General features: G+C 36.1%; 21 protein-coding genes. 7 read left to right on the top strand and 14 right to left on the bottom strand.

What is annotated here, in order from left to right; translation table 11 throughout:
• The first annotated feature begins 5 nt into the window (after nucleotides 1-5).
• The 4 genes from FFS26_RS14255 (at nucleotide 6) to FFS26_RS14240 (ending at nucleotide 3,200) form a co-directional block, all read left to right on the top strand.
• Entirely contained in the window at nucleotides 6-752 is a 747-nt protein-coding gene (locus tag FFS26_RS14255; RefSeq protein WP_110010633.1) for a hypothetical protein, read from the top strand.
• 1 nt (nucleotide 753) lies between these two features.
• Nucleotides 754-1,560: a hypothetical protein gene (locus FFS26_RS14250; protein ID WP_110010634.1), complete on the top strand. Its 807-nt coding sequence runs from the start codon at nucleotides 754-756 to the stop codon at nucleotides 1,558-1,560.
• A 17-nt stretch (nucleotides 1,561-1,577) separates the two neighbouring features.
• The gene (locus tag FFS26_RS14245) at nucleotides 1,578-2,390 is read left to right on the top strand and encodes a carboxypeptidase-like regulatory domain-containing protein (RefSeq protein ID WP_228406530.1); all 813 of its coding nucleotides are present in this window, start codon (nucleotides 1,578-1,580) and stop codon (nucleotides 2,388-2,390) included.
• A gap of 75 nt (nucleotides 2,391-2,465) precedes the next feature.
• Complete coding sequence (locus FFS26_RS14240; RefSeq protein WP_137905332.1) at nucleotides 2,466-3,200, top strand: SIMPL domain-containing protein; 735 nt, start codon at nucleotides 2,466-2,468, stop codon at nucleotides 3,198-3,200.
• Between the two features lie 267 nt (nucleotides 3,201-3,467).
• Here FFS26_RS14240 and FFS26_RS14235 read toward each other — a convergent pair whose 3' ends face one another.
• The 5 genes from FFS26_RS14235 to FFS26_RS14215 all read right to left on the bottom strand — a co-directional run bounded on the left by FFS26_RS14235 (nucleotide 3,468) and on the right by FFS26_RS14215 (nucleotide 8,461).
• Complete coding sequence (locus tag FFS26_RS14235; protein ID WP_137905331.1) at nucleotides 3,468-3,980, bottom strand: GNAT family N-acetyltransferase; 513 nt, start codon at nucleotides 3,978-3,980, stop codon at nucleotides 3,468-3,470.
• A 3-nt stretch (nucleotides 3,981-3,983) separates the two neighbouring features.
• The gene (locus FFS26_RS14230) at nucleotides 3,984-4,205 is read right to left on the bottom strand and encodes a PspC family transcriptional regulator (RefSeq protein WP_002981826.1); all 222 of its coding nucleotides are present in this window, start codon (nucleotides 4,203-4,205) and stop codon (nucleotides 3,984-3,986) included.
• 93 nt (nucleotides 4,206-4,298) lie between these two features.
• Complete coding sequence (locus FFS26_RS14225; RefSeq protein ID WP_137905330.1) at nucleotides 4,299-5,555, bottom strand: DUF2851 family protein; 1,257 nt, start codon at nucleotides 5,553-5,555, stop codon at nucleotides 4,299-4,301.
• A 27-nt stretch (nucleotides 5,556-5,582) separates the two neighbouring features.
• On the bottom strand, nucleotides 5,583-6,731 hold the full coding sequence (gene bshA / locus FFS26_RS14220) for an N-acetyl-alpha-D-glucosaminyl L-malate synthase BshA (RefSeq protein WP_079240311.1): 1,149 nt from the start codon (nucleotides 6,729-6,731) through the stop codon (nucleotides 5,583-5,585).
• 26 nt (nucleotides 6,732-6,757) lie between these two features.
• The gene (locus FFS26_RS14215; RefSeq protein ID WP_110010638.1) at nucleotides 6,758-8,461 is read right to left on the bottom strand and encodes a glycoside hydrolase family 3 protein; all 1,704 of its coding nucleotides are present in this window, start codon (nucleotides 8,459-8,461) and stop codon (nucleotides 6,758-6,760) included.
• A gap of 115 nt (nucleotides 8,462-8,576) precedes the next feature.
• On the opposite strand from FFS26_RS14215, the gene FFS26_RS14210 reads away from it, so the two are divergent.
• Nucleotides 8,577-9,119, top strand: a complete 543-nt coding sequence (locus FFS26_RS14210) for a hypothetical protein (protein WP_110010639.1) — start codon at nucleotides 8,577-8,579, stop codon at nucleotides 9,117-9,119.
• Nucleotides 9,120-9,308: 189 nt separating this feature from the next.
• Here FFS26_RS14210 and ribA read toward each other — a convergent pair whose 3' ends face one another.
• The 8 genes from ribA to FFS26_RS14170 all read right to left on the bottom strand — a co-directional run bounded on the left by ribA (nucleotide 9,309) and on the right by FFS26_RS14170 (nucleotide 16,397).
• The gene (gene ribA / locus FFS26_RS14205) at nucleotides 9,309-9,905 is read right to left on the bottom strand and encodes a GTP cyclohydrolase II (protein WP_110010640.1); all 597 of its coding nucleotides are present in this window, start codon (nucleotides 9,903-9,905) and stop codon (nucleotides 9,309-9,311) included.
• A gap of 18 nt (nucleotides 9,906-9,923) precedes the next feature.
• Nucleotides 9,924-10,382: a hypothetical protein gene (locus FFS26_RS14200; RefSeq protein WP_062672271.1), complete on the bottom strand. Its 459-nt coding sequence runs from the start codon at nucleotides 10,380-10,382 to the stop codon at nucleotides 9,924-9,926.
• Nucleotides 10,379-10,993: a DUF4254 domain-containing protein gene (locus tag FFS26_RS14195; protein WP_110010641.1), complete on the bottom strand. Its 615-nt coding sequence runs from the start codon at nucleotides 10,991-10,993 to the stop codon at nucleotides 10,379-10,381. The genes FFS26_RS14200 and FFS26_RS14195 overlap by 4 nt, the downstream gene beginning before the upstream one ends.
• Before the next feature lie 15 nt (nucleotides 10,994-11,008).
• Nucleotides 11,009-11,221 carry a twin-arginine translocase TatA/TatE family subunit gene (locus FFS26_RS14190; protein WP_076596910.1) on the bottom strand — a complete coding sequence of 71 codons (213 nt, stop codon included), beginning with the start codon at nucleotides 11,219-11,221 and terminating at the stop codon, nucleotides 11,009-11,011.
• A gap of 31 nt (nucleotides 11,222-11,252) precedes the next feature.
• Complete coding sequence (locus tag FFS26_RS14185) at nucleotides 11,253-12,815, bottom strand: peptidoglycan DD-metalloendopeptidase family protein (protein ID WP_110010642.1); 1,563 nt, start codon at nucleotides 12,813-12,815, stop codon at nucleotides 11,253-11,255.
• A complete protein-coding gene (locus FFS26_RS14180) occupies nucleotides 12,812-13,663 on the bottom strand; it encodes a DUF4292 domain-containing protein (RefSeq protein ID WP_137905329.1) in 852 nt (283 codons plus the stop codon). The genes FFS26_RS14185 and FFS26_RS14180 overlap by 4 nt, the downstream gene beginning before the upstream one ends.
• Before the next feature lie 107 nt (nucleotides 13,664-13,770).
• Nucleotides 13,771-14,787 (bottom strand): sugar phosphate nucleotidyltransferase, encoded by a 1,017-nt coding sequence (locus FFS26_RS14175; RefSeq protein WP_110010644.1) that lies wholly within the window; start codon nucleotides 14,785-14,787, stop codon nucleotides 13,771-13,773.
• Nucleotides 14,788-14,942: 155 nt separating this feature from the next.
• On the bottom strand, nucleotides 14,943-16,397 hold the full coding sequence (locus FFS26_RS14170; RefSeq protein ID WP_137905328.1) for a lipopolysaccharide biosynthesis protein: 1,455 nt from the start codon (nucleotides 16,395-16,397) through the stop codon (nucleotides 14,943-14,945).
• A 100-nt stretch (nucleotides 16,398-16,497) separates the two neighbouring features.
• On the opposite strand from FFS26_RS14170, the gene FFS26_RS14165 reads away from it, so the two are divergent.
• Complete coding sequence (locus FFS26_RS14165; RefSeq protein WP_137905327.1) at nucleotides 16,498-17,835, top strand: dihydroorotase; 1,338 nt, start codon at nucleotides 16,498-16,500, stop codon at nucleotides 17,833-17,835.
• 295 nt (nucleotides 17,836-18,130) lie between these two features.
• Entirely contained in the window at nucleotides 18,131-19,081 is a 951-nt protein-coding gene (locus FFS26_RS14160) for a hypothetical protein (protein WP_110010647.1), read from the top strand.
• 117 nt (nucleotides 19,082-19,198) lie between these two features.
• Here FFS26_RS14160 and FFS26_RS14155 read toward each other — a convergent pair whose 3' ends face one another.
• Nucleotides 19,199-21,496 carry a GH92 family glycosyl hydrolase gene (locus FFS26_RS14155; RefSeq protein ID WP_137905326.1) on the bottom strand — a complete coding sequence of 766 codons (2,298 nt, stop codon included), beginning with the start codon at nucleotides 21,494-21,496 and terminating at the stop codon, nucleotides 19,199-19,201.
• Nucleotides 21,497-21,500: the final 4 nt, after the last annotated feature.

Here is a 21,500-nt window from a genome sequence, read left to right as displayed (position 1 = left end):
AGCCCGTGAAACTTAAACTATTCTTTTTCTTATCCTTTATTCTTTTTATTCATACCCAGGCCCAAAGCTATATATTTGGTAAAATCATTTCCGAAAACGGTACTGAAATGCAGGATGTGAATGTTGTCAATATCAGAACTGATGAGATCGTAGTTTCAAACAGGGATGGTCATTTTATGATTTCGGGAAGACAGGGAGATGAACTTCGTTTTATAAAAGCGGGTTATGAACGTATCACCAAAATAGTTTCCCAGGAAAACACACAATCTCCGATGAATATAAGTATGGTTCGCCAGACTATTCAGATTCCTGAAGTGGAAGTGAAACAGGGGCTAACCGGAAACCTTAAAATTGATTCAAAACTTTATAATAAACCTCAAAAGGTTGAAAAACTGCTCAAAGAGATGGATCGGTATATTGCTCAGAAATCAGATCCCAGAATACTGGCCGCAAAACCCGGGGAATTTGTACAGCCGAAAGGCCAGGGATTTTCTATTGGGAAAGTAAAAGATAAATGGGATGATGTAGATTTAATGAAGTACATCAGAGCAAGCCTTGGTGATGATTATTTTACCAATCTTAAAATTGAGAAACCTCTGATAGAACATTTTATTTATTATGTCTTTGCAGGCGGTTTTGAAAGGAAAAAAATCCTGAAATACGGATTCTGCAGTGATGCGGATCTGAACAGGTTTCAACGTTTTGTCCTGACAAGAATTTCATCTTATCGTGCTCCGCAAACTCAAAGATAATATGGAAATAAAATATATCAGAAGAGTTTTATTATTAGTGCTTTTTTGTACCGCTTCAGGATTGTGGGGACAGCAAAAAATATCAGGAAAGGTAATAACAGGCGATGACCTTGATTTAGCTCCTGTACTCGTTGTTAATATCACAGGGAACAGAAGTGTATTAAGTGATATGTCCGGAAAATTTGAAATCGAAGCCAAAGAAAATGATGAGATCAGATTTGTAAAAGAAGGATATTACCGTGTTGATAAAAAATTGACCAAAGAAGAGATCAATACTCCTTTCAATATTATTCTGAAGAAGATGGAAATTCAGATTCCTGAGGTCAGGATTAAGTACCGGCCTACCGGAAATCTGGCAAAAGATAATCAGCATTATAATGAATCCAGAAAGCTTCAGACCTTAAAATCAGATATGGATGATTATATGAGAAGTCCGCTGAATGAGCCTTTACCTGATAATGCCACATCAAAAACTTTTACCGGTCATGATTTCAATGCAGGGCAGGTCAATCTGTTTGGCGTATTTAATGCTGTAAAGAAACTGGCACAGCCTAAGGTTACCAAAGCCAATTACAATGAAACTCAGGATTTCCTCAGGAGGGTTAAGAATGAAGTAAATCTGGGGTTCCTTAAAAAGTACGGAATGGATGAAGAACAGATTGATGCATTTCTTCTGTATGCCGATAAAACCCGTTCATTGGCGAAAAGATACCGTAAAGATTTTAGTATCACTGTCATTGAATATGAACTTAAAATTGCTTTCGGGGAATATAGTAAGACAAACAAATTAGAAGGAGTTAAAGAATAATATATAAAAATCAGAAGTTGGGTTATTTTACTGAAAATATTGAAACATCCGGACAGAGAAAATTTTTTCTTTTCCTGATGCTTCTGTGCAGTACTTTTATTTTTTCTCAGCAGAAAGTGACAGGGCGAATCGTAGATGACAATGGAGAGAATTTAAGTAAAGTAATTGTTATCAATATGTCTACTGATAAAAAAGTATATTCTGATTCTGAAGGTATATTTTCTATTGATGCCAATCCTAATGATGAATTAAGATTTGTAAAAGAAGATTTCAGAAGAGTTTCCAGAAAAGTTCTTACCAATGATATCAATTTGCCACTCTTTATTACTCTTTATCAGATTCCGAAGGATGTAGGAGAGGTCAAAATTGTGAAAAAACTCACCGGAGATCTGGAAACAGATTCCCGGATTGTTGCTAAAGTAGATAAAGGAGAGCAGGTGAGAGATGCCGTCGGTCTTCCGCAGCCGGTCGGAAAAATGAGAGAAAAACCGGCAGAAGTAAAAAGTGTACTTTTACCTATACTTTTGGGAAACCTGAATGTTCAGGGCGTATATGATCTGATAAGCGGGAAAGCCAGAAGACAGAAAAGACAATACAGATATGACGATCTTCAGGAACATATCGTCTGGGTTCGGGATAGAATAGAGGATGAATATTTTATCAAAGCCGGAATTCCTGGTGACAGAATTTCAGAATTTATTCAATTTTCATTTTTAGCAAAACCTCAGGTACGAACCTATGTAAAAGCAAGAAATCTTTCGGGGGTTATGCTGAGACTGGAAGAGACAGTTCCTCTTTTTCTGGAGAGAGTAAATCAGGATCAAAAGTAATTTAAATGTTAATAAATTCTTAAAATATTGGAATAGAAATTGATACCATTTTGGTAACACAAATTCACACATTTTATGAATAAAAACATTTTTGCAGTAGCTATTGCAGCATTAGGTTTTGTAGTAGGTCTCGGTTTTTTGGGAAATGCTATTAAAAACAGGAATAAATCTGAAAATACCATTTCCGTGACAGGATTAGGAACCAAACAGTTTACATCAGATCTGATCACCTGGTCCGGAAGCTTTTCCAAAAATAATGTGGATCTCAAATCTGCCTACGATGAACTGGCAACAGACAGAAAAGTAATTAATGACTATTTGCTTTCAAAAGGGATACAACAGAAAGAGATCGTGTTTTCTTCCGTAGATATTCAGAAACAGTTCAGAAGCTATAATGATTCAAACGGAAACTATGTACAGGGGGAATTCTCCGGTTACAATCTCACCCAAAAAGTTTCTATTGAAAGTAAAGAAGTGGGAAAAATAGAAAACCTCTCCAGAAATATTACCGAAATCATCAACCGAGGAATTGAATTCACTTCTTCTTCACCAGCGTATTTCTACACCAAGCTGGCTGCAGTAAAACAGGAAATGATTGCCAGTGCTACAAAAGATGCTAAAGAACGTGCTGAAAAAATTGCGGAAAATTCTGGAAGCAGTCTCGGGAATCTCAAGAAGGCAACCATGGGTGTGATTCAGATTACAGCACCTAATTCCAATGAAGATTATTCTTATGGCGGAACTTTCAATACTTCATCCAAAGAAAAAGAAGCCAGTATTACCATCAAGCTCGAATACGAAGTAAATTAATAGAAAAAGTTGTCTGATAAACTTTATAAAACCACAAAAGTCACAAAAGGACTCATTTTAAAACACTTTTGTGCAGTTATGTGAGTTTAAAATTATACCTCATAAAAGCTCACATAAGATTGAAATCAAAGATTTTCACAAAACTTAGGTGAACTCATTATGCATAAAGTTTTGCTCTAAAAACTTAAGTGTTTAAAACTTTTGTGCCTTTTGTGGTCAAGAAATAGAAAATAAAAACGCTGGAAGACTATTCCGGCGTTTTATATTTTAAGCATAAATAATGTTATGAATTTCTTTTTTGGCTTCCTCTATATTTTCAGGAGTATAATTGGCCAGCAGCCATAAGTTTAAAGATTTTTTCCCTTCGCCATAGCTCGGCTGAACATGAGTAGTATCAATCAGACTGAATTTATTTCTCTGATAAAAAGAATACCGTCTTGATGCATCTTCGCTCAATTCTGCAGGTTCAATTTCCAGAATAATACGTGGGTAATTTTCTGATAAATGATTCATAATATGAGATCCCAGTTTTTTACTTCTGAATGCTTCAAAAACTTCAAAATGCTCTACAAAAACAAAAGAGCTCAGCTTCCACAGGATGAGGTAGCCAATAGCTTCCGATTCGTGGATAACAGACATGAATTCCACATAAGGATTTGTAAATAAACTTTCAAACTGATCTTTATCTCTTTGTTCGTCTACAGGAAAAGTTGTGGTGTATGAAGCATAGATTTCCTGAACCCTATGATCTTCTGCAGAAGTAATCGGTAAAAATTTCATAATTTATAAATCAAAGACACTCGGTCTTCTGGTGATGAAAATATCTTTAATCCAAAGGGTGAATGCCAGTCCCAGATAGATCAGAAAGAAAAATCCAGCTGTAGCGAAAGTAGAATAGATGAAGAAAACTCTCAATTTAGAAACAGGAATTCCCAGCTTGGCTCCCATTCTGGTCAGTACACCAAACCATTCTCTTTCCATTTTATGACGAATATTACTCAGCATTTCCAGATTGTTATTTATAAGTTTGAATCTATTAATCAAAGTTAAGGAATTTTTTTGACAAAGATTTTGATCGACAAAACTGCCCGGATAAGGTTATTCTTTCAAGAGTTTATAGCCGATAGTACAGGCTAAACAATTTTTCGGCTCGCAATAGGTTTTATAATGATAGATAAGACTTTGACTTTCCAACGCATTGGTGACCTTTAATCCATGTTTTTTCCAGCTCGTAATGATGGTGTTTTTCTCTCCGGAAATTGTCTTGTAAAGCGCAATAATTTCATCTGCAATATCTTCCTTATGATATCTGTGATAAGCATATTGTAAAGGAAGTATGGTATTTAGAATGAGAAGATCAACAAAATCTTGGCTCAGTGTTTTAGGCTGTACTTTGGAAATACTCCCGAAATTAAAGTGAAAATCCCAATATTCAGAAGCTTTTACAGATTTGAAAATAGTGTACAGCTGTTCTGCGTTTCTTGCTTCCATGATTTTTGAAAATAAATTCTGCTGCCTGTAAAGGTCAGCCATTTGTGACAACCGGATTGTTGGAAAATTCGGTGGTCTCAGTCTTAAAAACTTAGGATGAAATTTTAAATCAGAAATGGAAAATTTTGCCTTGATAAAATCGAATTCTCTTTTCCATATTGTCATCTGCCCGTCCTGGGGTTTCTCTAGCCATCCTGAAATTCCAAATAATAACGCTTCAAGCTGAAGGGGATTCTGACGTATTTTATTGATAATACTGTAATCAATACTTTCTGCAATCTGCCGGAAAATAGAAGCATTTACTTTTAACCCGAATGAGTAGGCAAAACTGTGAAATAAAACAGCTTCAAAATTATTTTTATATTGATGTAAACTCTGTTCAAGTTCTGAAGATTTCTCATCCAGTTTTTTCAGTATACTTTCTTCATAAAAATTGACCGGGATTTTTTTCGGATCAAAAATCTTTTCGCAGGCAATAAATTCATTACCATTCATAAGTTTTTGATATTTACAAAGAATATTTTTATCAATATAACTTTGAAGTTCCAAGGTTGGAACCTGCTTTCCGATAAGTTCATGAATGTCTATGTCGTGCTGAAATACAACATGAAGAATAATATTGCGGTAATTGGGATCCTGGGAATGATTGTGGAAAATCCAGTCTGAAGAGCGCACGTGCAGTTCTATATTTCCAGCGAGAACTAGACCATTGATTTTGATTTTAGCATCAAGAAAATCAGGGCCTGCATTTTTGTTCCATTTTCCGAAATGGATGATCTCAACGGAATTTCCTTCAATATCCTTGAAGTCAAAATGTTTGAAAACCTTATAGTTCCAAAGATATTGAAGTAGTTTTTCCGTCATAAGTGTGACGTAAATATAATAGAAATATTATACTTTCGTCAGCTCCTTATTAAAATTTTCTATGGTTGTTCTATACATTTTCTCATAGATAGGAAGAATGTTTTTCAAATCGAATTTTATCGCCTGATCTTTCGCATTTTGCTTCATTTTGGCTAAAAGTTCATCGTTACTCAACAGCTTGATCGTGTAGTTGCTCATCGCTTCCACATTTCCGATTTCAGCAAGATATCCGGTTTCCCCCTGAATGTTCACCTCAGGAATTCCTCCTGCATTGGAACTGATCACCGGAGTATACGCTGCCATGGCTTCCAACGCTGCAAGACCGAAACTTTCCTGCTCGGAAGGCAGAAGAAATACATCCGAAAGCTGTAAAATTTTATAGAGATCATTCACCTTTCCTAAAAGGCGGATTTTGGAAATAAGCTCAGGATTTTCTTCCAGAAACTGATTGACCTTTTCCATATCAGGACCTTCACCGATGATGATCAGCTTGGATTTCACTTTTCTTTCCACATTCTTAAAGATCTGCAACACTTCGTCAACACGTTTTACAGGACGAAGGTTAGACACGTGAATCAGAATTTTTTCATCCGGATTGGCAAACTGTGTTCTCTGGCACTCAGAACAGTCATCAAATTCAGAATTATCAATAAAATTGGTAATCACCTGAATTTCTTTTTTGATATTGAAAAACTGAAGGGTATCTTTTTTCAGGCTTTCAGAAACCGAAGTAATCGCATCAGACTGATTGATCGAAAATTCTACTGCATGTTTATAACTCGGGTGCTGGCCTACAAGGGTAATATCTGTACCGTGTAATGTAGTGACCAACGGAATATCATTATTGTCTTCCTTGAGCATTTGTTTTGCTGTAAATGCCGCATATGCGTAAGGAATGGCATAATGTGCATGAAGAAGATCCAGTTTATAAAGATTGACAACTCTGTAGATCATAGAGCTTAACGCAATATCATAAGGCTGATACTGGAAAAGGGGATACGTCTGAACATTGACCCTGTGAAAGAAAATATTCGGGTTGGTGATATCTAATCTTGCAGGAAGTGCAGAACTGATGAAGTGTACTTCATAGCCTTTGTTGGCAAGTGACATTCCTAATTCTGTTGCTACAATTCCGCTTCCTCCGTAGGTAGGATAGCAAAGTATGCCTATTTTCATTAGATTATTGTTGTTTTAATTTTGTATTATTTGGTTTTTGTTGAGGTTGTCATAGGAAGATCTATACCCATTCCCGGTTTCAACTGATCATTAACCAGTACCGGAAGTTTTCCCCATATTTTTGTTTTTCCATTGAAAGCATCCGCAGTTGCATTCATAGAATCATCATTGTTTTCATATGAAACAAGAACGGTTGAAACTTTTGAGATGTCAATATCTTTTAATGCATAAGCACTCCCGAATACATTTAGAATGACATTTTGATTTTTGGAAAGATCAGAAAGTACTCTTTTGGATTCTGCTGAAATTTTATAAGGTTTATAAGCCGTAGAATTATCTTTATGGAAACCTACGATCACTGTAGATCCCGCTGGAATTGTATTAATTTCTCCTGCTTTTTTAATGATAACATTGTTACCCAATCTGTTGGCAAAAGTCTGATAAGGAGCTTCTTCAAGAGGAACATAATAAGTCTGTTTTCCTGTAAGAGGAAGCAATTTCTTTTCATCTTTTAATAAAGTCAGGGCATTGGAGTAAAGATTCTGTACCAATTGGATATGAGAATCATTATTTAAATCCTTATTGATATTTTCAGGGTTTTTAGGAGTGTATTGAGTTAATCCAAGGAAATATTTGGTTAAAAGGATTTTTTTCACACTTTCTTCCACTCTGGATTGAGGGATTTCTCCTTTATCAATAGCTTTCTGGATCAGTTTTTTACCTTCAGAAACACCTTGTGAGAAAAGCATAATGTCATTTCCTGCTTTAAAGGCCATAGCATCCAGTTCGCCCGGTTGGTATTTATTAGCTACAGCACCCATATTTAATGCATCAGTGATGATTAAACCTTTATAACCCAGCTTATCTTTCAGTAATCCTGTAATGATATTTTTAGAAACAGAAGCCGGAATTCCTTTTCCTGATTCTAAGTTTGGAACATATAAATGAGCAACCATTACACCACCAATTCCCTTATTCATTAATGCTTTGAATGGTGCCAGTTCTACGGCGTTAAGTCTCTCAATAGTATGAGAAACGACAGGAAGATCCAGGTGGGAGTCTGTGCTGGTATCTCCATGTCCCGGGAAGTGTTTAATAGCAGCTAAGATATTGTTATCCTGAAGACCTTTAGAATAGGATAGGGCAGAGTTGATTACATTATTTACTTCAGAGCCAAAGCTTCTGTTACCAATAATCGGATTACTAGGATTGGTATTGACATCTACTACAGGAGCAAAATCCCAGTTGATCCCCATTCTGTGACAATCTTCCGCAATTTTTGCTGCCATCTGATAGACAAGATTTTTATCCTGAATAGCACCTAATGTCATAGCCCATGGAAATTTGTGAGCCGTGGCAATTCTCTGGTAGAGCCCCCATTCTGCATCCATTCCGATCATTAATGGAACTTTTGATTTTTGCTGAAATTCATTGACCAGATTGATTTCTCTTGCTGCATCATCCTGCATTAAAATCAGACCGCCTATTTTATCATTCGTAACAATATTTCTTACCTGGCTGATATAGTCTTCTCCTCTGTTGGTGTATAATGCCACAATAAAAAGCTGTCCTAGTTTTTCATCCTGAGAAAGATTTTTATAGGTGGTATCAACCCATTTCTGAGCTTTTTTCAGGTCTTCCTTAGAAACATTTTTTGGCTGATACTGGGCTTTCACCTTAGGGCTTATCAATGCGACAATAAAGAGTGAAGTATATAATAATTTCTTCATGACTTTTTGAATAAGAACAAAAATACAATTAAAAATATGAGGAAAACAAAGTTTTTGAGATTTTTGGTATATGATTTGAATATGCATTATAAATAATAACTAAACTTTAATAGAAATGAAAAAAATACTTCTCTTCTTATTCCTGGGTGCTGTAGGTTTTACTGCTTATAGCTGTGATAATAGTGATGATGTTGTGGTACAAGGTCAGGATAATGATACGTATTCAACAGCTTATGATATTATTCCGAAATTTAATAAACAAGATAGCTATACATATCATTTTGATGATGCATTTAAAAGTCCATTACTTGAATCAGATGTAGTCCTTATTTATTTACAAACAGGTCTTACCAATAATAATTCTCCAATTTGGAAATTGCTTACCTATACAGAATATCCTAATAACGGTGCTGATAAAGTTGAATATTCATATGACTTCAGTAAGTTTGATATTGGGATTGATGTAAGATCTACTACTGGAGTTAACCTTGATAATAACCCAGTATACTACACTAACAAAAAATTCAGAGTAGTTATTGTTCCTGCCAAAACAGGTACATCTAATAAGAGCGCAGCAACACCTACGGTTGATTATTCAGACTACAATAGCGTAATTAAGTATTACAATATTGACGAGTCTAAAATCAAGACTAAATAATTTAGAAATATCTTTTCAGTTTTTTATAATTAAAAAAGTCCCGGGGGAAATTCTCTCGGGGCTTTTGATTTATAATAGAAAATGATACAAAGTGTCTACTTGGTATCTCTGTTTATATAAAGCCTGTATTTTTAGCAGTATATTAAAAATTAAAAGCCTCAGAGTATTTATTCTGAGGCTTTATTTTTATTAGTTATCATTGTCATCAAGAAGATGTCCAAAGAAGTCTTTTTTTGTCTGCAGATAACCTTTGCTTATTTCATTGGCAGGAATCTGTAATGGGACTCTTGAATTAAGGTGAATATTGCTGTCTACCACATATTTTACCTTTTCAGGATTATTGGTGAGTAGATTGATATCTTTTACATCCAATAGATTCAGAATTTCAATGGCTACACCAAAGTTTCTGTCATCTGCAGGAAGTCCCAGCTCAAGATTGGCCTGTACGGTATCCAATCCTTTTTCCTGTAGTGAGTAAGCCTTAAGCTTGTTGATGATCCCGATGTTTCTTCCTTCCTGACGAAGGTAGATGATAATCCCACCGTTTTCTTGGATATATTTCATTGCAGCATCCAATTGTTGGCCGCATTCACATTTTTTTGAATGGAAAACTTCTCCGGTAATACATTCTGAATGGAAACGAACATTGACCGGTTTTGAAAAATCTGTATTTTCAGCAACGATGGCCATATGCGGCATCCAGTCGTTTTCGTTTTCGGAGAAAGCGATCATTCGGAAAGTGCCGTGCTCTGTGGGAACATTGGCTTCCGCCTGAATTTTAATCATTGATAGTTCAATTAGTTTTTAACTTCCTGGCAAAGTATCTTCAATAACAGAAATATTGGTTTTTAAACGTACCAGATATCTGTTAAGAACTTCATCGTCGTCTCTGTCAAGATTCTGCCTTAGCTTTTGAATTTTTTTGTATGATTTTTCGAAGCTTTTAAGGGCTCTGCTTTTTCCGGCAGAATTGCTGGCATCAATAGCATATAAATAATTCTGCAGACTGTATTTCAAACTGGTAATCTCATCATTTAATCCGTTGTTTTTAAACTTGGGAAAAGTGGAGATCATATTTGAAATTTCAGAAGCATTGACATTCTGTTTGATATTGATATTAAAATTCTTCTTAGAGCTTCTGTCTGAATCAGACCCTTTAGCATCACTGTAAAAATTATTTGACAACGGAGAAAGATTAAGCTTCTCCGATGCGCAGGAAGATGTTAATATGATAAGTACTCCAAAGAAAAATAGTCGTTTCATTTTTGTTGCCCTTTTTGATAAAGGATTGGGTTAAGACTTTCATCGTTGTACATTTTCATTTGTTTGTACACTTTCATCTTAACGTTACCGTTCTCAATATCAGCAAGCAACTGATCTATAGAAGTTGATAGATCTTCTTTCTGAGTAAGCAGAACATCCAGCTTAGCTTGGCAGTTGTTTCTGTGTTCTTCAGAAGCAGAATCTCTGTTAGCTTCTAACGACATATGATAAACCTTTAATGCAAGAATTGATAGCCTGTCTACTGCCCAAGCGGGAGTTTCTGTATTTATTTTTGCTTCAGGTTTAGGAGTTATATTTTCAAACTTATTAAGAAACCAGCCATCAATATACTCTACCAAATCAGTTCTTTTTTGATTGGAAGCGTCTATTGTTCTCTTCAGTTGAAGAGCTTCAGCCGGATCAATATTTTCATCTCTAATTATATCTTCCAAATGCCATTGAACGGTATCAATCCAGTTCTTTGCATACAAAATCCGTTCCAAACTATCTTTTTCGAACGGGTTATTAATTAGAGTGTTAACGTCATCAGACACGTGATAGTCTTCAATAGCTTGATTGAAGACTTTCCATGCAGTCTCAGTAAATTTCATTAATTCTAAGGAATTTTAGTTGCTGGAAGAATTGTTATTATTGGAAGCCGATTTGTTTTCAGAACCTGGTTTGTCTTCTTCTTTTACTGCATCTTTAAATTCCTTGATTCCTGAACCAACTCCTCTCATTAATTCAGGGATTTTCTTTCCTCCGAAAAGTAATACCAAAAGTATTGCTACGATAAGGATGTGCTGCCAAGATAAGGCAAGTATTGTTAGTGTATTCATCTCTTAAAATTTTTACAAAGTTACACTTTTTTTAATATGAAATCCAACCTAATGGATCAACTGGTGTACTTCCGTTCCATACTTGGAAATCAAGCGTATAAGCACCATCAAAATCCTGAGCTATCGTACCTACCGGAGTTCCTGATGAAACCTGTTGCCCTTTGGAAACACTTACATTTCCTAAGTTGGAATAAATGGTAAAATAACTTCCGTGTTTGATGATAACGGTCTTGGTTCCGTCATTATTAGCCAGTACCGAAGATACTGATCCCGGGAACACCGATTTTGCACGTGCACCTGAAGGAACAGAAATTTTGATCCCGTTGTTTTCTTCAGTAATATTTTTGAAAACCGGGTGTGGCTGTCTTCCGAAACGGTGAGTGATTTGTCCGGCTCTGTCTGCAGGATAGCCTAATCTACCTCTGTTATCTGCAAAACTGCTTCCTGTAGCGGTGGAAACTCCGTAGCTTGTCATGGCTTTGCTCTCTGCTGCCTTTTTCTCTTCTTCTTTTCTTTTCGTAAGCGCTGCTTCTGCTGCTCTTGCGGCAGCTAATTTATCTGCAGCTTCTTTAGCTCTTGCATTGGCTTCGTCTGAAGCTTTTTTAGCGGCTACTCTTCTGGCTTCATCTCTTGCATTAGCTTCGGCTCTCGCGGCATCTTCATTACGCTTCCTTTCTTCTTCAGCTCTTTTTGCAGCAAGTTCTGCAGCTCTCTTGGCTTCTGCTTCTGCAAGTCTTCTTTCTCTTTCAAGGGCTTCTGCTCTTGCTTTCGCTTCCGCTTCAATTCTTGCTTTTTCTCTTTCAGCAGCCAGTTTTGCCAAACGTATTTTTTCTGCTTCTGCCTTTCTTCTGGCTTCTTCTTCTGCTTTTGCAATTCTGATCTCTTCTGCAATAATAGCTCTGATCTGTCCTTCCAATGCTTTAGACTGAACTTGTTTTTGCTTAAGTTCAGCAGTCAGCTTGGATTCGTTTTTCTTGAATTCAGCTACCAACTGTTCTTTTTGAGCTCTTTCAGCATTGATGGTTGCCAGGTCTTTCTGCTGGTTAATCAAAAGGGATTCTTTCGCTTTTACAGAATTTTGCTTTTGGGCAATGGTCTTTTTGATGAGATTGGCAGCATTTGTGATTTCAGCTGCTTTTTTATCCTGGTAGTCTGAGTATTGTTTCAGATACTGAACTCTTCGTATGGCTTCTCCTAAATTTTTAGCAGAAAGAATAAAAGTTACTTTGTTCTGTACTCCTTTGTTTTTATAAGCATTCACCAAAACTTCAGCATAGTTTTTTCTCAAAACTGCCAGTTCTTTATTCTGACGGTTGATTTCCAGCTGACGTAAGTAGATATCATCCTCAATGAATCTTTTTTCTTTCTGCGTATTATTGTAAACCTTTTCTCTTAATACCAATTTTTGATTGACATTGGAAAGGTAGGCTACGGAAAGTTTAGATTCACTTCTGGTTTTGGCTAAATCGGTATTTATTTGTGCAATTTGTTTTTTAAGTTCGGCATTCTGCTTCTGCAGTTGTTCTTTGGTCTGCTGTCCCTGGTGCAGTCCGAACATCAAAACACCTATTAAAAAGCTAAATTTTCTAATCATTTAATCTCAATTTTCTTATAACTGGATGGTACAGAATAAGGTGTTTCCATCCTCGAAAAGTCAAATTTCGTGTTTTCCAGTAAAATCTGACTAGATTTTGAGCCTTTTATAATTATTTTAACATTTTTCGGAAGGCGTATTCCTTCGTATTCATTCCAGTCACTATAAGAAACATCGAGTTCGTCTGATGACAGAATATCTTTTAAATTCACGGCTAACAAATCGTAATTGGTGTCATATTGGAGAGCCACTTTATACTCTCTGTTTTTTTCATCCGTTACGATTTTCTGGTTCGTATTGGAAACCATTTTAAAACCCTGAGCATTTTGAGTAAGGTCAAATTGTCTGTCGTTAATCTTTACGAAAGTTCTCCCCAGTAGGATCTTTTCCAATGATTTATAATCAATGAAATTAACGTTCAGCAGATTATTAAGATAGTCAAAATCGGAATCTATATAGGTTTTATTGATTTTATCCTGACCTTTTATTCCTTCCGGAGTGGCAATACCGCGGGCGGCATTGATGAACAAAGCTCTCAGGTTCATCCACACCTTTTTATCATTTTCAATATAGATGGTTGCGTCCAGTGTAGGAACATAGCTTCCTGTTTCTACTCTTACCTTGCTGTCTATTTTGATTTGTTCAAATTTGGGTGGGATCAATACATGTTCATAAAAAGTGAGTTTGTCTCTCACCGGTTCATTAACATCTTTTGGATTTCCATTATCTATATTTTTTGCACCATTAATGCTATCCCGTGTATGATCAGTATCACTTTGGGCAGTATTACGGGTCTTACAGGATGATAAGGCAAGAAGCAATAAAAGAAATGGGATCCAGTTTTTCATGTATTTATCTTTTAATTAAAAAATACGTTGCAATATTAACGCCAAACCACACAAAACATTTTGTGTGGCCTGATGATATGATGTTTAAATAAAAATATTTCCTATTCTTATTTAGATAAAAAATCTAAAACGGAATAATCACCTAAAGATATTTCTCTGGCAACCCCAAAATACTGTGCGGAATTACCGATCATAGAATTAGAAAGGTTCCCGTGATTAATTCTTGTGTTTTCCTGAATCAGAGAGTTTTCAATATTAGAATTCACAACAGTTGTGTTGTTTCCTAAAGAAACGCCAGGTCCTACTTTTGAATTGGAGATTTTTACATTTTCTCCAATAAAGCAAGGCTGAATAATCAAAGAATTTTCAATCACAGCGGAAGCAGGATAGTGAGTCATTGCTTCTCTTTCATATTCAAGGATTTTGCTGTTGGTCTCTACTGTAGCATTTTTGTTACCGCAATCCATCCAGTCGTTTACTTTTCCAAGGGTAAACTTGGCACCTTTAGCTCTGAGGTTTTCAAGAGCGGTTGTTAATTGGTATTCGCCGCCGTTTTTAATATCATTATCCATGATATAATTGATTTCTTCCATCAGCTTTTCGGCACTGTTGAAATAATAGATACCAATGATAGCAAGATCTGAAACGTAAGTCGTTGGTTTTTCAACAAAGTCGGTAATGAAACCGTAATTATCCAGTTTTACGACTCCGAACGCTGATGGATCTTCAACACTTTTCACCCAGATTACACCGTCAGAATTTTTGTCCAACTGGAAATCTGCACGGAAAAGAGTATCTGCAAAGGCAATAACGATATCTCCCTGCATAGATTGTTCTGCACATTTGATGGCGTGAGCAGTTCCAAGAGGATCGTTCTGATAATATATACTTCCTTTTGCTCCCAGCTTTTCAGCAATCTGAATAAGGGATCTTTCGATCTCAGGGCCAAAATCTCCGATGATAAAAGCTACCTCTTCAATGTTTTCTCCTGCAACTTTAGCAATATCTTCCACTAATCTCTGTACGATAGGTTTTCCTGCAATAGGAATAAGAGGTTTTGGAACTGTCAGTGTATGTGGACGTAATCTGGAACCACGTCCAGCCATAGGGACAATAATTTTCATAAATTATATGTATAAAAGATGTTTTTATTAGTTGTTTTTTGATATTTAGGTTAAAGATAATAATTAAAACCTTTAAGGGATTATGATTTATATCTTTTTAAATAATTGTTTAAATTAACAACAGGTTTGTTTACAAGCAAAATAAAGACCAAAGTTTAAGATCTTTTTATGATTTTGGATACTATTGCTTTTTCTTTGAATACTATCAAAGCCAGGAATAAAAGGAGGAATAGATTACCTACCATATAATTAGTTCTGAAATAATAGAAAGAGACCAATGAACAAACAATGGTGAATCCCAGATAAATCAATATTTTACCTATATTATAATGAATAGGATACTGCCTTTGTCCCCATACATAGGAAATGATCATCATAGACATAAAGGTAATCAGTGCTGCTATGGCACTTGCCCAATATCCATATTGAGGAATGAACAAGAAGTTGATAAGAATGGTGATACATGCTCCTATAACAGAAATATATAAGCCAACCCTTGTCTGATCTGATAGCTTATACCATATAGAAAGATTAAGGTAGATTCCCAGAAACAGAGCTCCAAGCATGATAAATGGAATGATTTCAATTCCCTCATAGTAGAGAGGGTTCCTTAAATATTTTTCAGAAATCCATTGAAGATTTACCATAAGCCCCATATAAATGATGCAGCTGCATACCACAAAAATATCCATCAATACGGCATAGGTCTTGTGAGAATCCTTGTTCTTGAAACTTGAAAAAAAGTAAGGTTCAATACCCAATTGATAGGCCTGTCTGAACACAGTAATAAAGGTAGCAATCTTGTAAACGGCTCCATATACTCCAATCTGATGACGGGCTTCTTCTTCAGGAAGGAGGTATTTTAAGAATTGTCGGTCTAATGTCTGATTTACAATACCAGCCAGTCCTGCAATCATTACCGGCCAGGAATAGTTCATGATTCTTTTCCACAGTCCGAAATCGAATTTGGATATACTGAAGCTGAAGAATTCTTTTCCTACAATCAAAAGGGTGATAATACTTTGGATGAGATTGGCAACGAAAACATATCCGACTCCGAAGTCAGGATTATATTTTAACCCAAGTACTCCCTCAGGATGTTTAGGAAGCCATCTGATGAAGAATAAAACCAGTAAAAAGTAAACCAGGGAGCCGGCTACCTTGGAAAGCATATATTTGAAGGGTTTTCCTTGTAACCTCAATATAGCAGATGGGATGGTGGAAAATGCATCCAATGAGAGAATAAATAAGAATATGATTAGAAAATTGACCTGATCAGGAGTTTCAAAGGCTTCAGCAAGCTGAAATCTGAATACATATCCCAGAATAAGGTAAATTAACCCCATACTGATGATACTCACTGAGCAGGTTGAAATCAATGTTTTTTTGTCAATGTTATCCTCTTGTGCAAATCGGAAGAAAGAAGTTTCCATGCCATGTGTAAGCAATACCGTAATTACACCTGCAATGGAATACCAGTCTACAAACGGTGACGAAGCAGCTGGTCCGAAAGCCTTTGTAACGATGGGTGCAATGATAAATGGAAAAATACGGACTAATACGGAACTAAGTCCATATACCGCTGTCTGTCCTAATAGTTTCTTATACAAAGTCGATTTTTTTTGCAAATGTAAAACTTTAAGCATTCGTTTTGCGATTTTGGGGTGAATTAAAACTTAAAATCTTAATTTTACAGCGAAATAAATTGAAATGAAAGTTCTTATAAAAAATGTAAATATCGTCAACGAAGGAAAAGTCTTTGAAAGCGATATCCTGATAGAAAATGATTTAATCTCTAAAATAGCTGCCGGCATTTCTGAAGACGCGGATCAGATTATTGATGGTTCAGGTAAATATCTTCTTCCCGGGGTAATAGATGATCAGGTGCATTTCCGTGAGCCTGGACTTACTCATAAAGGCGATATTGAGAGCGAGTCAAGAGCAGCCATTGCAGGAGGGATCACCAGTTTTATTGATCAGCCGAATACTGTTCCAAACGCTGTTACCCAGGAGCTATTGGCAGACAAATATGAGATTGCTTCCCAAAAAGCATATGCCAACTATGGTTTTATGATGGGAGGAACGAATGATAATCTGGAGGAAGTTTTGAAAACGAACCCTAGAAATGTGCCGGGAATCAAGTTATTTTTAGGATCATCTACAGGAAATATGCTGGTTGATAATCCTGAAACTCTGGAAAACATTTTCAGTAATACCAAAATGCTGATTGCTGTGCACTGTGAAGATGAAGCTACAATCAGAGCCAATACTCAGAAATATATGGATGAATATGGAGATGATATTCCTGTAAAATTCCACCACCTGATCAGAAGTGAAGAGGCATGTTATAAATCTTCATCCAAGGCGATAGAGCTTGCGAAAAAAACAGGGGCGAGACTTCATGTTTTCCACCTTTCAACAGCAAAGGAAATGGAACTTTTCCGAAATGATATTCCTCTAAAAGACAAAAAAATCACTGCTGAGGTATGTGTTCATCATCTTACATTTACCAACGATGATTACGAAACAAGAGGTGGTCTTATCAAATGGAACCCTGCTGTAAAAACTCAAAAAGATAAAGATGCCCTTTGGGAAGCATTACTGGATGACAGAATAGATGTGATTGCTACAGACCACGCTCCGCATACGGCAGAAGAGAAGAATAATGTTTATACAAAATGTCCTTCAGGGGCACCTTTGGTGCAGCATTCATTGATTGTAATGCTTGAAAACTATAAAAACGGTAAAATATCCCTTGAGAAAATCGTTGAAAAGATGGCTCATAATCCTGCTATTCTTTTTAAAGTTGAAAAAAGAGGTTTTGTAAGGGAAGGATATAAAGCAGATCTTGTTTTGGTTGATTTAAATCAGGATTGGACGGTTTCCAAAGACAATTTATTATACAAGTGTGGCTGGAGCCCACTGGAAGGGATGAATTTTCACTCTAAAGTTACCCATACTTTTGTCAATGGTCACTTGGTGTATGATAATGGTACAATTGCAGAAGAGAAATTTGGAGAGAGATTACTTTTTGAACCTAGAGATTAATCAGAGATTATTATAATTCAATAGAAGCGGGCTTTAGCCCGCTTTCTTATTTTAAAATCTGCCACTGGCTTCAGCCAAAACTAAGCAGGAAGATTATTAAAGATTGGCGAATGATTAGCTGGACACTCTTTTAAGTTTCAAGATATTTTAAATTTATGTAGCTTCGTGCAAAAAATAATTAATACCTATGTACAAGCTCTTTTTATTGCTATTTCTATCAATTTCTTTGCAATTTAGTTCACAAATAAATACAGAATTACTTTCAAATTCGTCATGGACAAGTATAAAATCCAGCATGTTAGATGGAAGCAGGGATTTATTTCAAAAACCATCCAGTTTTTTACTATGGAAAATTAATGGGAATAACCTTTGTGAATATATTGATCCTTGGTATTCGGAGAGGAAAAGTTGTGTGAATGTTAAGATAGAAAAAAATGTAATAAGGATAGCTGATAAGCCAATTTATGAAATTGAAAAGTTGACATCCGATTCATTAATTGTTATAGAAAAACCAGAAGGTGTTACTTTTCCTGATAAAATAAGAAAGAGATGGTTTGTAAAAACATCTGAGGTTTTGAAAGATTTTACGGATAAAGCAACTGGCGATTCGATTATAATTACTTCCCGAAACGCAATGCCATCATTAAAAAGAGGAATAAATTTTGAACTTCTTGAAAGTTATTCTAAAAAGAAATATACTCTGAATTTTGAGACAGTAGGAGAAATCAGAATTTTTCCTAAAAAACAAAAAGTTGAAGTAACAGTGGACTCTAAAAAGCAGACTAAAGATAATCAGACAGCTATTGAATTTTTCAAAACAACGCTGGAAAAAGATTATAAAGTATGGGATCTGACAGGTTTTGAGAGCTTTGAAAAAATTATTATTCCGTACTACCTCAACGTTAAATTAGAAGATGGTGATGCCGGTAGTATTGCTTTTTTTGGCAAAGTTTCTTTTGAAAAAGATGAAAAAACTGTAGTGAGAATAAAAGATAAGTTTGTGTCTGTAGAAAATTTTAATAAGGGTTTAAAAGCCATTAACAGTCAAAAATTTGATAACGCAGTTTACTTCTTCAATAAGGCTCATGAAGACGATAATACAAATACAGAAGCATTGTACAACATTGCTTCAATTGCAACAGCACAAAACAAAACAGATGTTGCTTGCACAGCATTAAAAAGATTGAAGGATCTGGAGCAAACAGAAGGAACCAAATTATACAACGAAAAATGTTCAGGAAAATAATCAATAGGAGCGGGCTTTAGCCCGCTCACTTTATATTTAACCTTCCATTGGCTTTAGGAGCCAAAACTTATTTTAATTAAAGACTGCGAATGTTCAAATCCTAGCTCATTCACCTTTTTACTTTTTCGCCTTATTTCCCATATAAAATGTCAGTTTCCCACCATTCATAATCTCAGAATGTTTTAATGTAAAGTTTTTAATCTCTTTTCCATTCAAAAGAACTTTCTGAACGTACACATTTTCCGGACTTTGGTTGATCGCTTCAATTTCAAAAGTTTTTCCGTTTTCCAGATTCAGTACAGCATGACCAATCGCCGGGCTTCCGATAGAATAGTTCTCTGATCCAGGAGCTACAGGATAGAAACCTAATGAACTCAGAATATACCATGCACTCATTTGTCCGGCATCATCATTTCCGCCCAATCCGTCCGGTGTTGCTTTATACTGCATTTCCAGAATACGGCGGATCTGTGCCTGTGCTTTCCACGGCTGTCCTGCCCAGTTATAAAAATACGCAACATGGTGAGCCGGTTCATTTCCGTGAACATATCCACCAATAATTCCTTCACGGGTAATATCTTCAGTGTCTGCAAAGAATTCATCAGGTAAATGCATGGTAAACAGTTCATCCAGTTTGGATGCAAATTTTTTCTTTCCGCCCATCATCGTGATCAGTTCATCGGGATTTTGCGGAACAAAGAAACTGTAGTTCCATGAATTTCCTTCAATAAAGCCCTGCCCATGGGTACTTAATACATCAAAATCTTTCTTAAAACTTCCATCTGCCAGACGCGGACGCATAAACCCGATGGCTTTGTCAAAGTTATTTTTCCAGTTTTCGGACCGTTTAATAAACTGATTGTAAATATCTGTTTTGTTTAAATGCTTTGCCAGTTGAGCAATCGCCCAGTCATCATAGGCATATTCTAATGTATTGGAAACTGATGTTCCATTTTTTTCAGCCGGAATATATCCAAGATCAATATACTGTCCTATACCTTCGTAATCTCTTTTTTTTGCTGTTTCTATACATGCTTTCAAAGCTTCTTCAGGATCACCCGTATAATTTCCTTTAATAATAGCATCAGCTACAACGCTTACACTATGGTAGCCGCTCATACACCAGTTGTCGTTTGCATAATGTGACCAGATAGGCAGCATTTTCATTGAGAATTGATTGTAATGAGCCATCATAGATTTTACCATGTCACCATTCCGTTTAGGCTGAATGATATTAAAGAAAGGATGAAGCGTGCGGTAAGTATCCCAAAGAGAGAAGGTTGTATAATTGGTAAAGCCATCTGCTTTATGAACATTCTGATCCAGCCCTTTATATTCTCCATTGACGTCCATATAAGTGGTGGGATTGATAAAGGTGTGGTACATTGCTGTATAGAAATTGATCTTTTCTGTATCAGAACCTCTAATGACAATTTTATTTAATTCCTTATTCCAGTTGTCCTGGGCTTGTATTTTAGCCTGATCGAAGGTTATACTTCCTGCTTCTTTTTCCAGATTTTCCAGAGCATTGGTCTGGCTTACCGGAGAAATGGCCAATTTTACTTCAATCGCTTCATTTTCATTGGTATCAAAATCAAAATACATTTTCAGGTTCTTTCCTGCAATCTCCGGAAAGTTTTTGTTTTGGTCGAATTTTCTCCAGAATCCTTTGTAAACCTGTTTTTCATCATAGTTTTGCTGACCGTAAGATTTAAAAGGTTTTGAAAACTTCATGGCGAAATAAACCGTTCTGGTTCTTGCCCAGCCGTTGGTCTGACGATAACCTGTGATGGTATTTCCGTTTTCTACACGAACGTATGTCCATACATTTTTCCCATCATAATTGTAAATGCCAGCCATCAGATCCAGAATAATGTGAGTCTGGTCAGATTTTGGGAAAGTATAACGGTGAATTCCCACTCTTGGAGTTGCTGTCAGCTCTGCCAGAATATTGTGGTCATCCAGTTTTACTTTATAATATCCGGCTTCTGCAGTTTCGTTCTGGTGTGAAAATCTGCTTCTGTATCCGTTTTCAGGATTAGCTGCTGTTCCGGGATTCAATTGAAGTTTTCCTACAGTAGGCATCACCAGAAAATCTCCCAGATCAGAGTGTCCTGTACCGCTGAAATGGGTAGAGCTGAATCCCACTATGGTTTTATCTTCATAACGGTAGCCGGCGCAGTATTTATACACCTCACCATTATATTTTCCATTGAGTTCATAGGAAATGGTGTCTGTTTCAGGGCTTAGCTGTACGGCACCAAAAGGAACAGTGGCTCCCGGATACGTATGTCCCATCTTTTCAGTTCCGATCAGAGGATTGACATATTGTATTAATTTTTCAAATTTTTGGGCATGAAAGTTTGCACTTAAAAATGCTAGAGAAAGAAAAACAATAGACTTGCGATTTTTCATTAAT

The sequence above is a fragment of the Chryseobacterium sp. 2VB genome, from assembly GCF_005503635.1.
Classification (GTDB): domain Bacteria; phylum Bacteroidota; class Bacteroidia; order Flavobacteriales; family Weeksellaceae; genus Chryseobacterium; species Chryseobacterium cupriresistens.
The sequence above is the reverse complement of the archived record's forward strand: the minus strand, read 5'-3'. Positions and strand labels throughout refer to the sequence as shown.

What these genes read in the sequence shown, in the direction of transcription:
- FFS26_RS14225 (WP_137905330.1), bottom strand. Translation starts at nt 5,555, where the DNA reads ATGACGGAAAAACTACTTCAATATCTTTGGAACTATAAGGTTTTCAAA.
- FFS26_RS14230 (WP_002981826.1), bottom strand. Translation starts at nt 4,205, where the DNA reads ATGCTGAGTAATATTCGTCATAAAATGGAAAGAGAATGGTTTGGTGTA.
- FFS26_RS14175 (WP_110010644.1), bottom strand. Translation starts at nt 14,787, where the DNA reads ATGAAAATTATTGTCCCTATGGCTGGACGTGGTTCCAGATTACGTCCA.
- FFS26_RS14250 (WP_110010634.1), top strand. Translation starts at nt 754, where the DNA reads ATGGAAATAAAATATATCAGAAGAGTTTTATTATTAGTGCTTTTTTGT.
- FFS26_RS14155 (WP_137905326.1), bottom strand. Translation starts at nt 21,496, where the DNA reads ATGAAAAATCGCAAGTCTATTGTTTTTCTTTCTCTAGCATTTTTAAGT.
- FFS26_RS14195 (WP_110010641.1), bottom strand. Translation starts at nt 10,993, where the DNA reads ATGAAATTTACTGAGACTGCATGGAAAGTCTTCAATCAAGCTATTGAA.
- bshA (WP_079240311.1), bottom strand. Translation starts at nt 6,731, where the DNA reads ATGAAAATAGGCATACTTTGCTATCCTACCTACGGAGGAAGCGGAATT.
- FFS26_RS14180 (WP_137905329.1), bottom strand. Translation starts at nt 13,663, where the DNA reads ATGAAAAACTGGATCCCATTTCTTTTATTGCTTCTTGCCTTATCATCC.
- FFS26_RS14235 (WP_137905331.1), bottom strand. Translation starts at nt 3,980, where the DNA reads ATGAAATTTTTACCGATTACTTCTGCAGAAGATCATAGGGTTCAGGAA.
- ribA (WP_110010640.1), bottom strand. Translation starts at nt 9,905, where the DNA reads ATGATTAAAATTCAGGCGGAAGCCAATGTTCCCACAGAGCACGGCACT.
- FFS26_RS14240 (WP_137905332.1), top strand. Translation starts at nt 2,466, where the DNA reads ATGAATAAAAACATTTTTGCAGTAGCTATTGCAGCATTAGGTTTTGTA.
- FFS26_RS14210 (WP_110010639.1), top strand. Translation starts at nt 8,577, where the DNA reads ATGAAAAAAATACTTCTCTTCTTATTCCTGGGTGCTGTAGGTTTTACT.
- FFS26_RS14185 (WP_110010642.1), bottom strand. Translation starts at nt 12,815, where the DNA reads ATGATTAGAAAATTTAGCTTTTTAATAGGTGTTTTGATGTTCGGACTG.
- FFS26_RS14165 (WP_137905327.1), top strand. Translation starts at nt 16,498, where the DNA reads ATGAAAGTTCTTATAAAAAATGTAAATATCGTCAACGAAGGAAAAGTC.
- FFS26_RS14190 (WP_076596910.1), bottom strand. Translation starts at nt 11,221, where the DNA reads ATGAATACACTAACAATACTTGCCTTATCTTGGCAGCACATCCTTATC.
- FFS26_RS14160 (WP_110010647.1), top strand. Translation starts at nt 18,131, where the DNA reads ATGTTAGATGGAAGCAGGGATTTATTTCAAAAACCATCCAGTTTTTTA.
- FFS26_RS14200 (WP_062672271.1), bottom strand. Translation starts at nt 10,382, where the DNA reads ATGAAACGACTATTTTTCTTTGGAGTACTTATCATATTAACATCTTCC.
- FFS26_RS14215 (WP_110010638.1), bottom strand. Translation starts at nt 8,461, where the DNA reads ATGAAGAAATTATTATATACTTCACTCTTTATTGTCGCATTGATAAGC.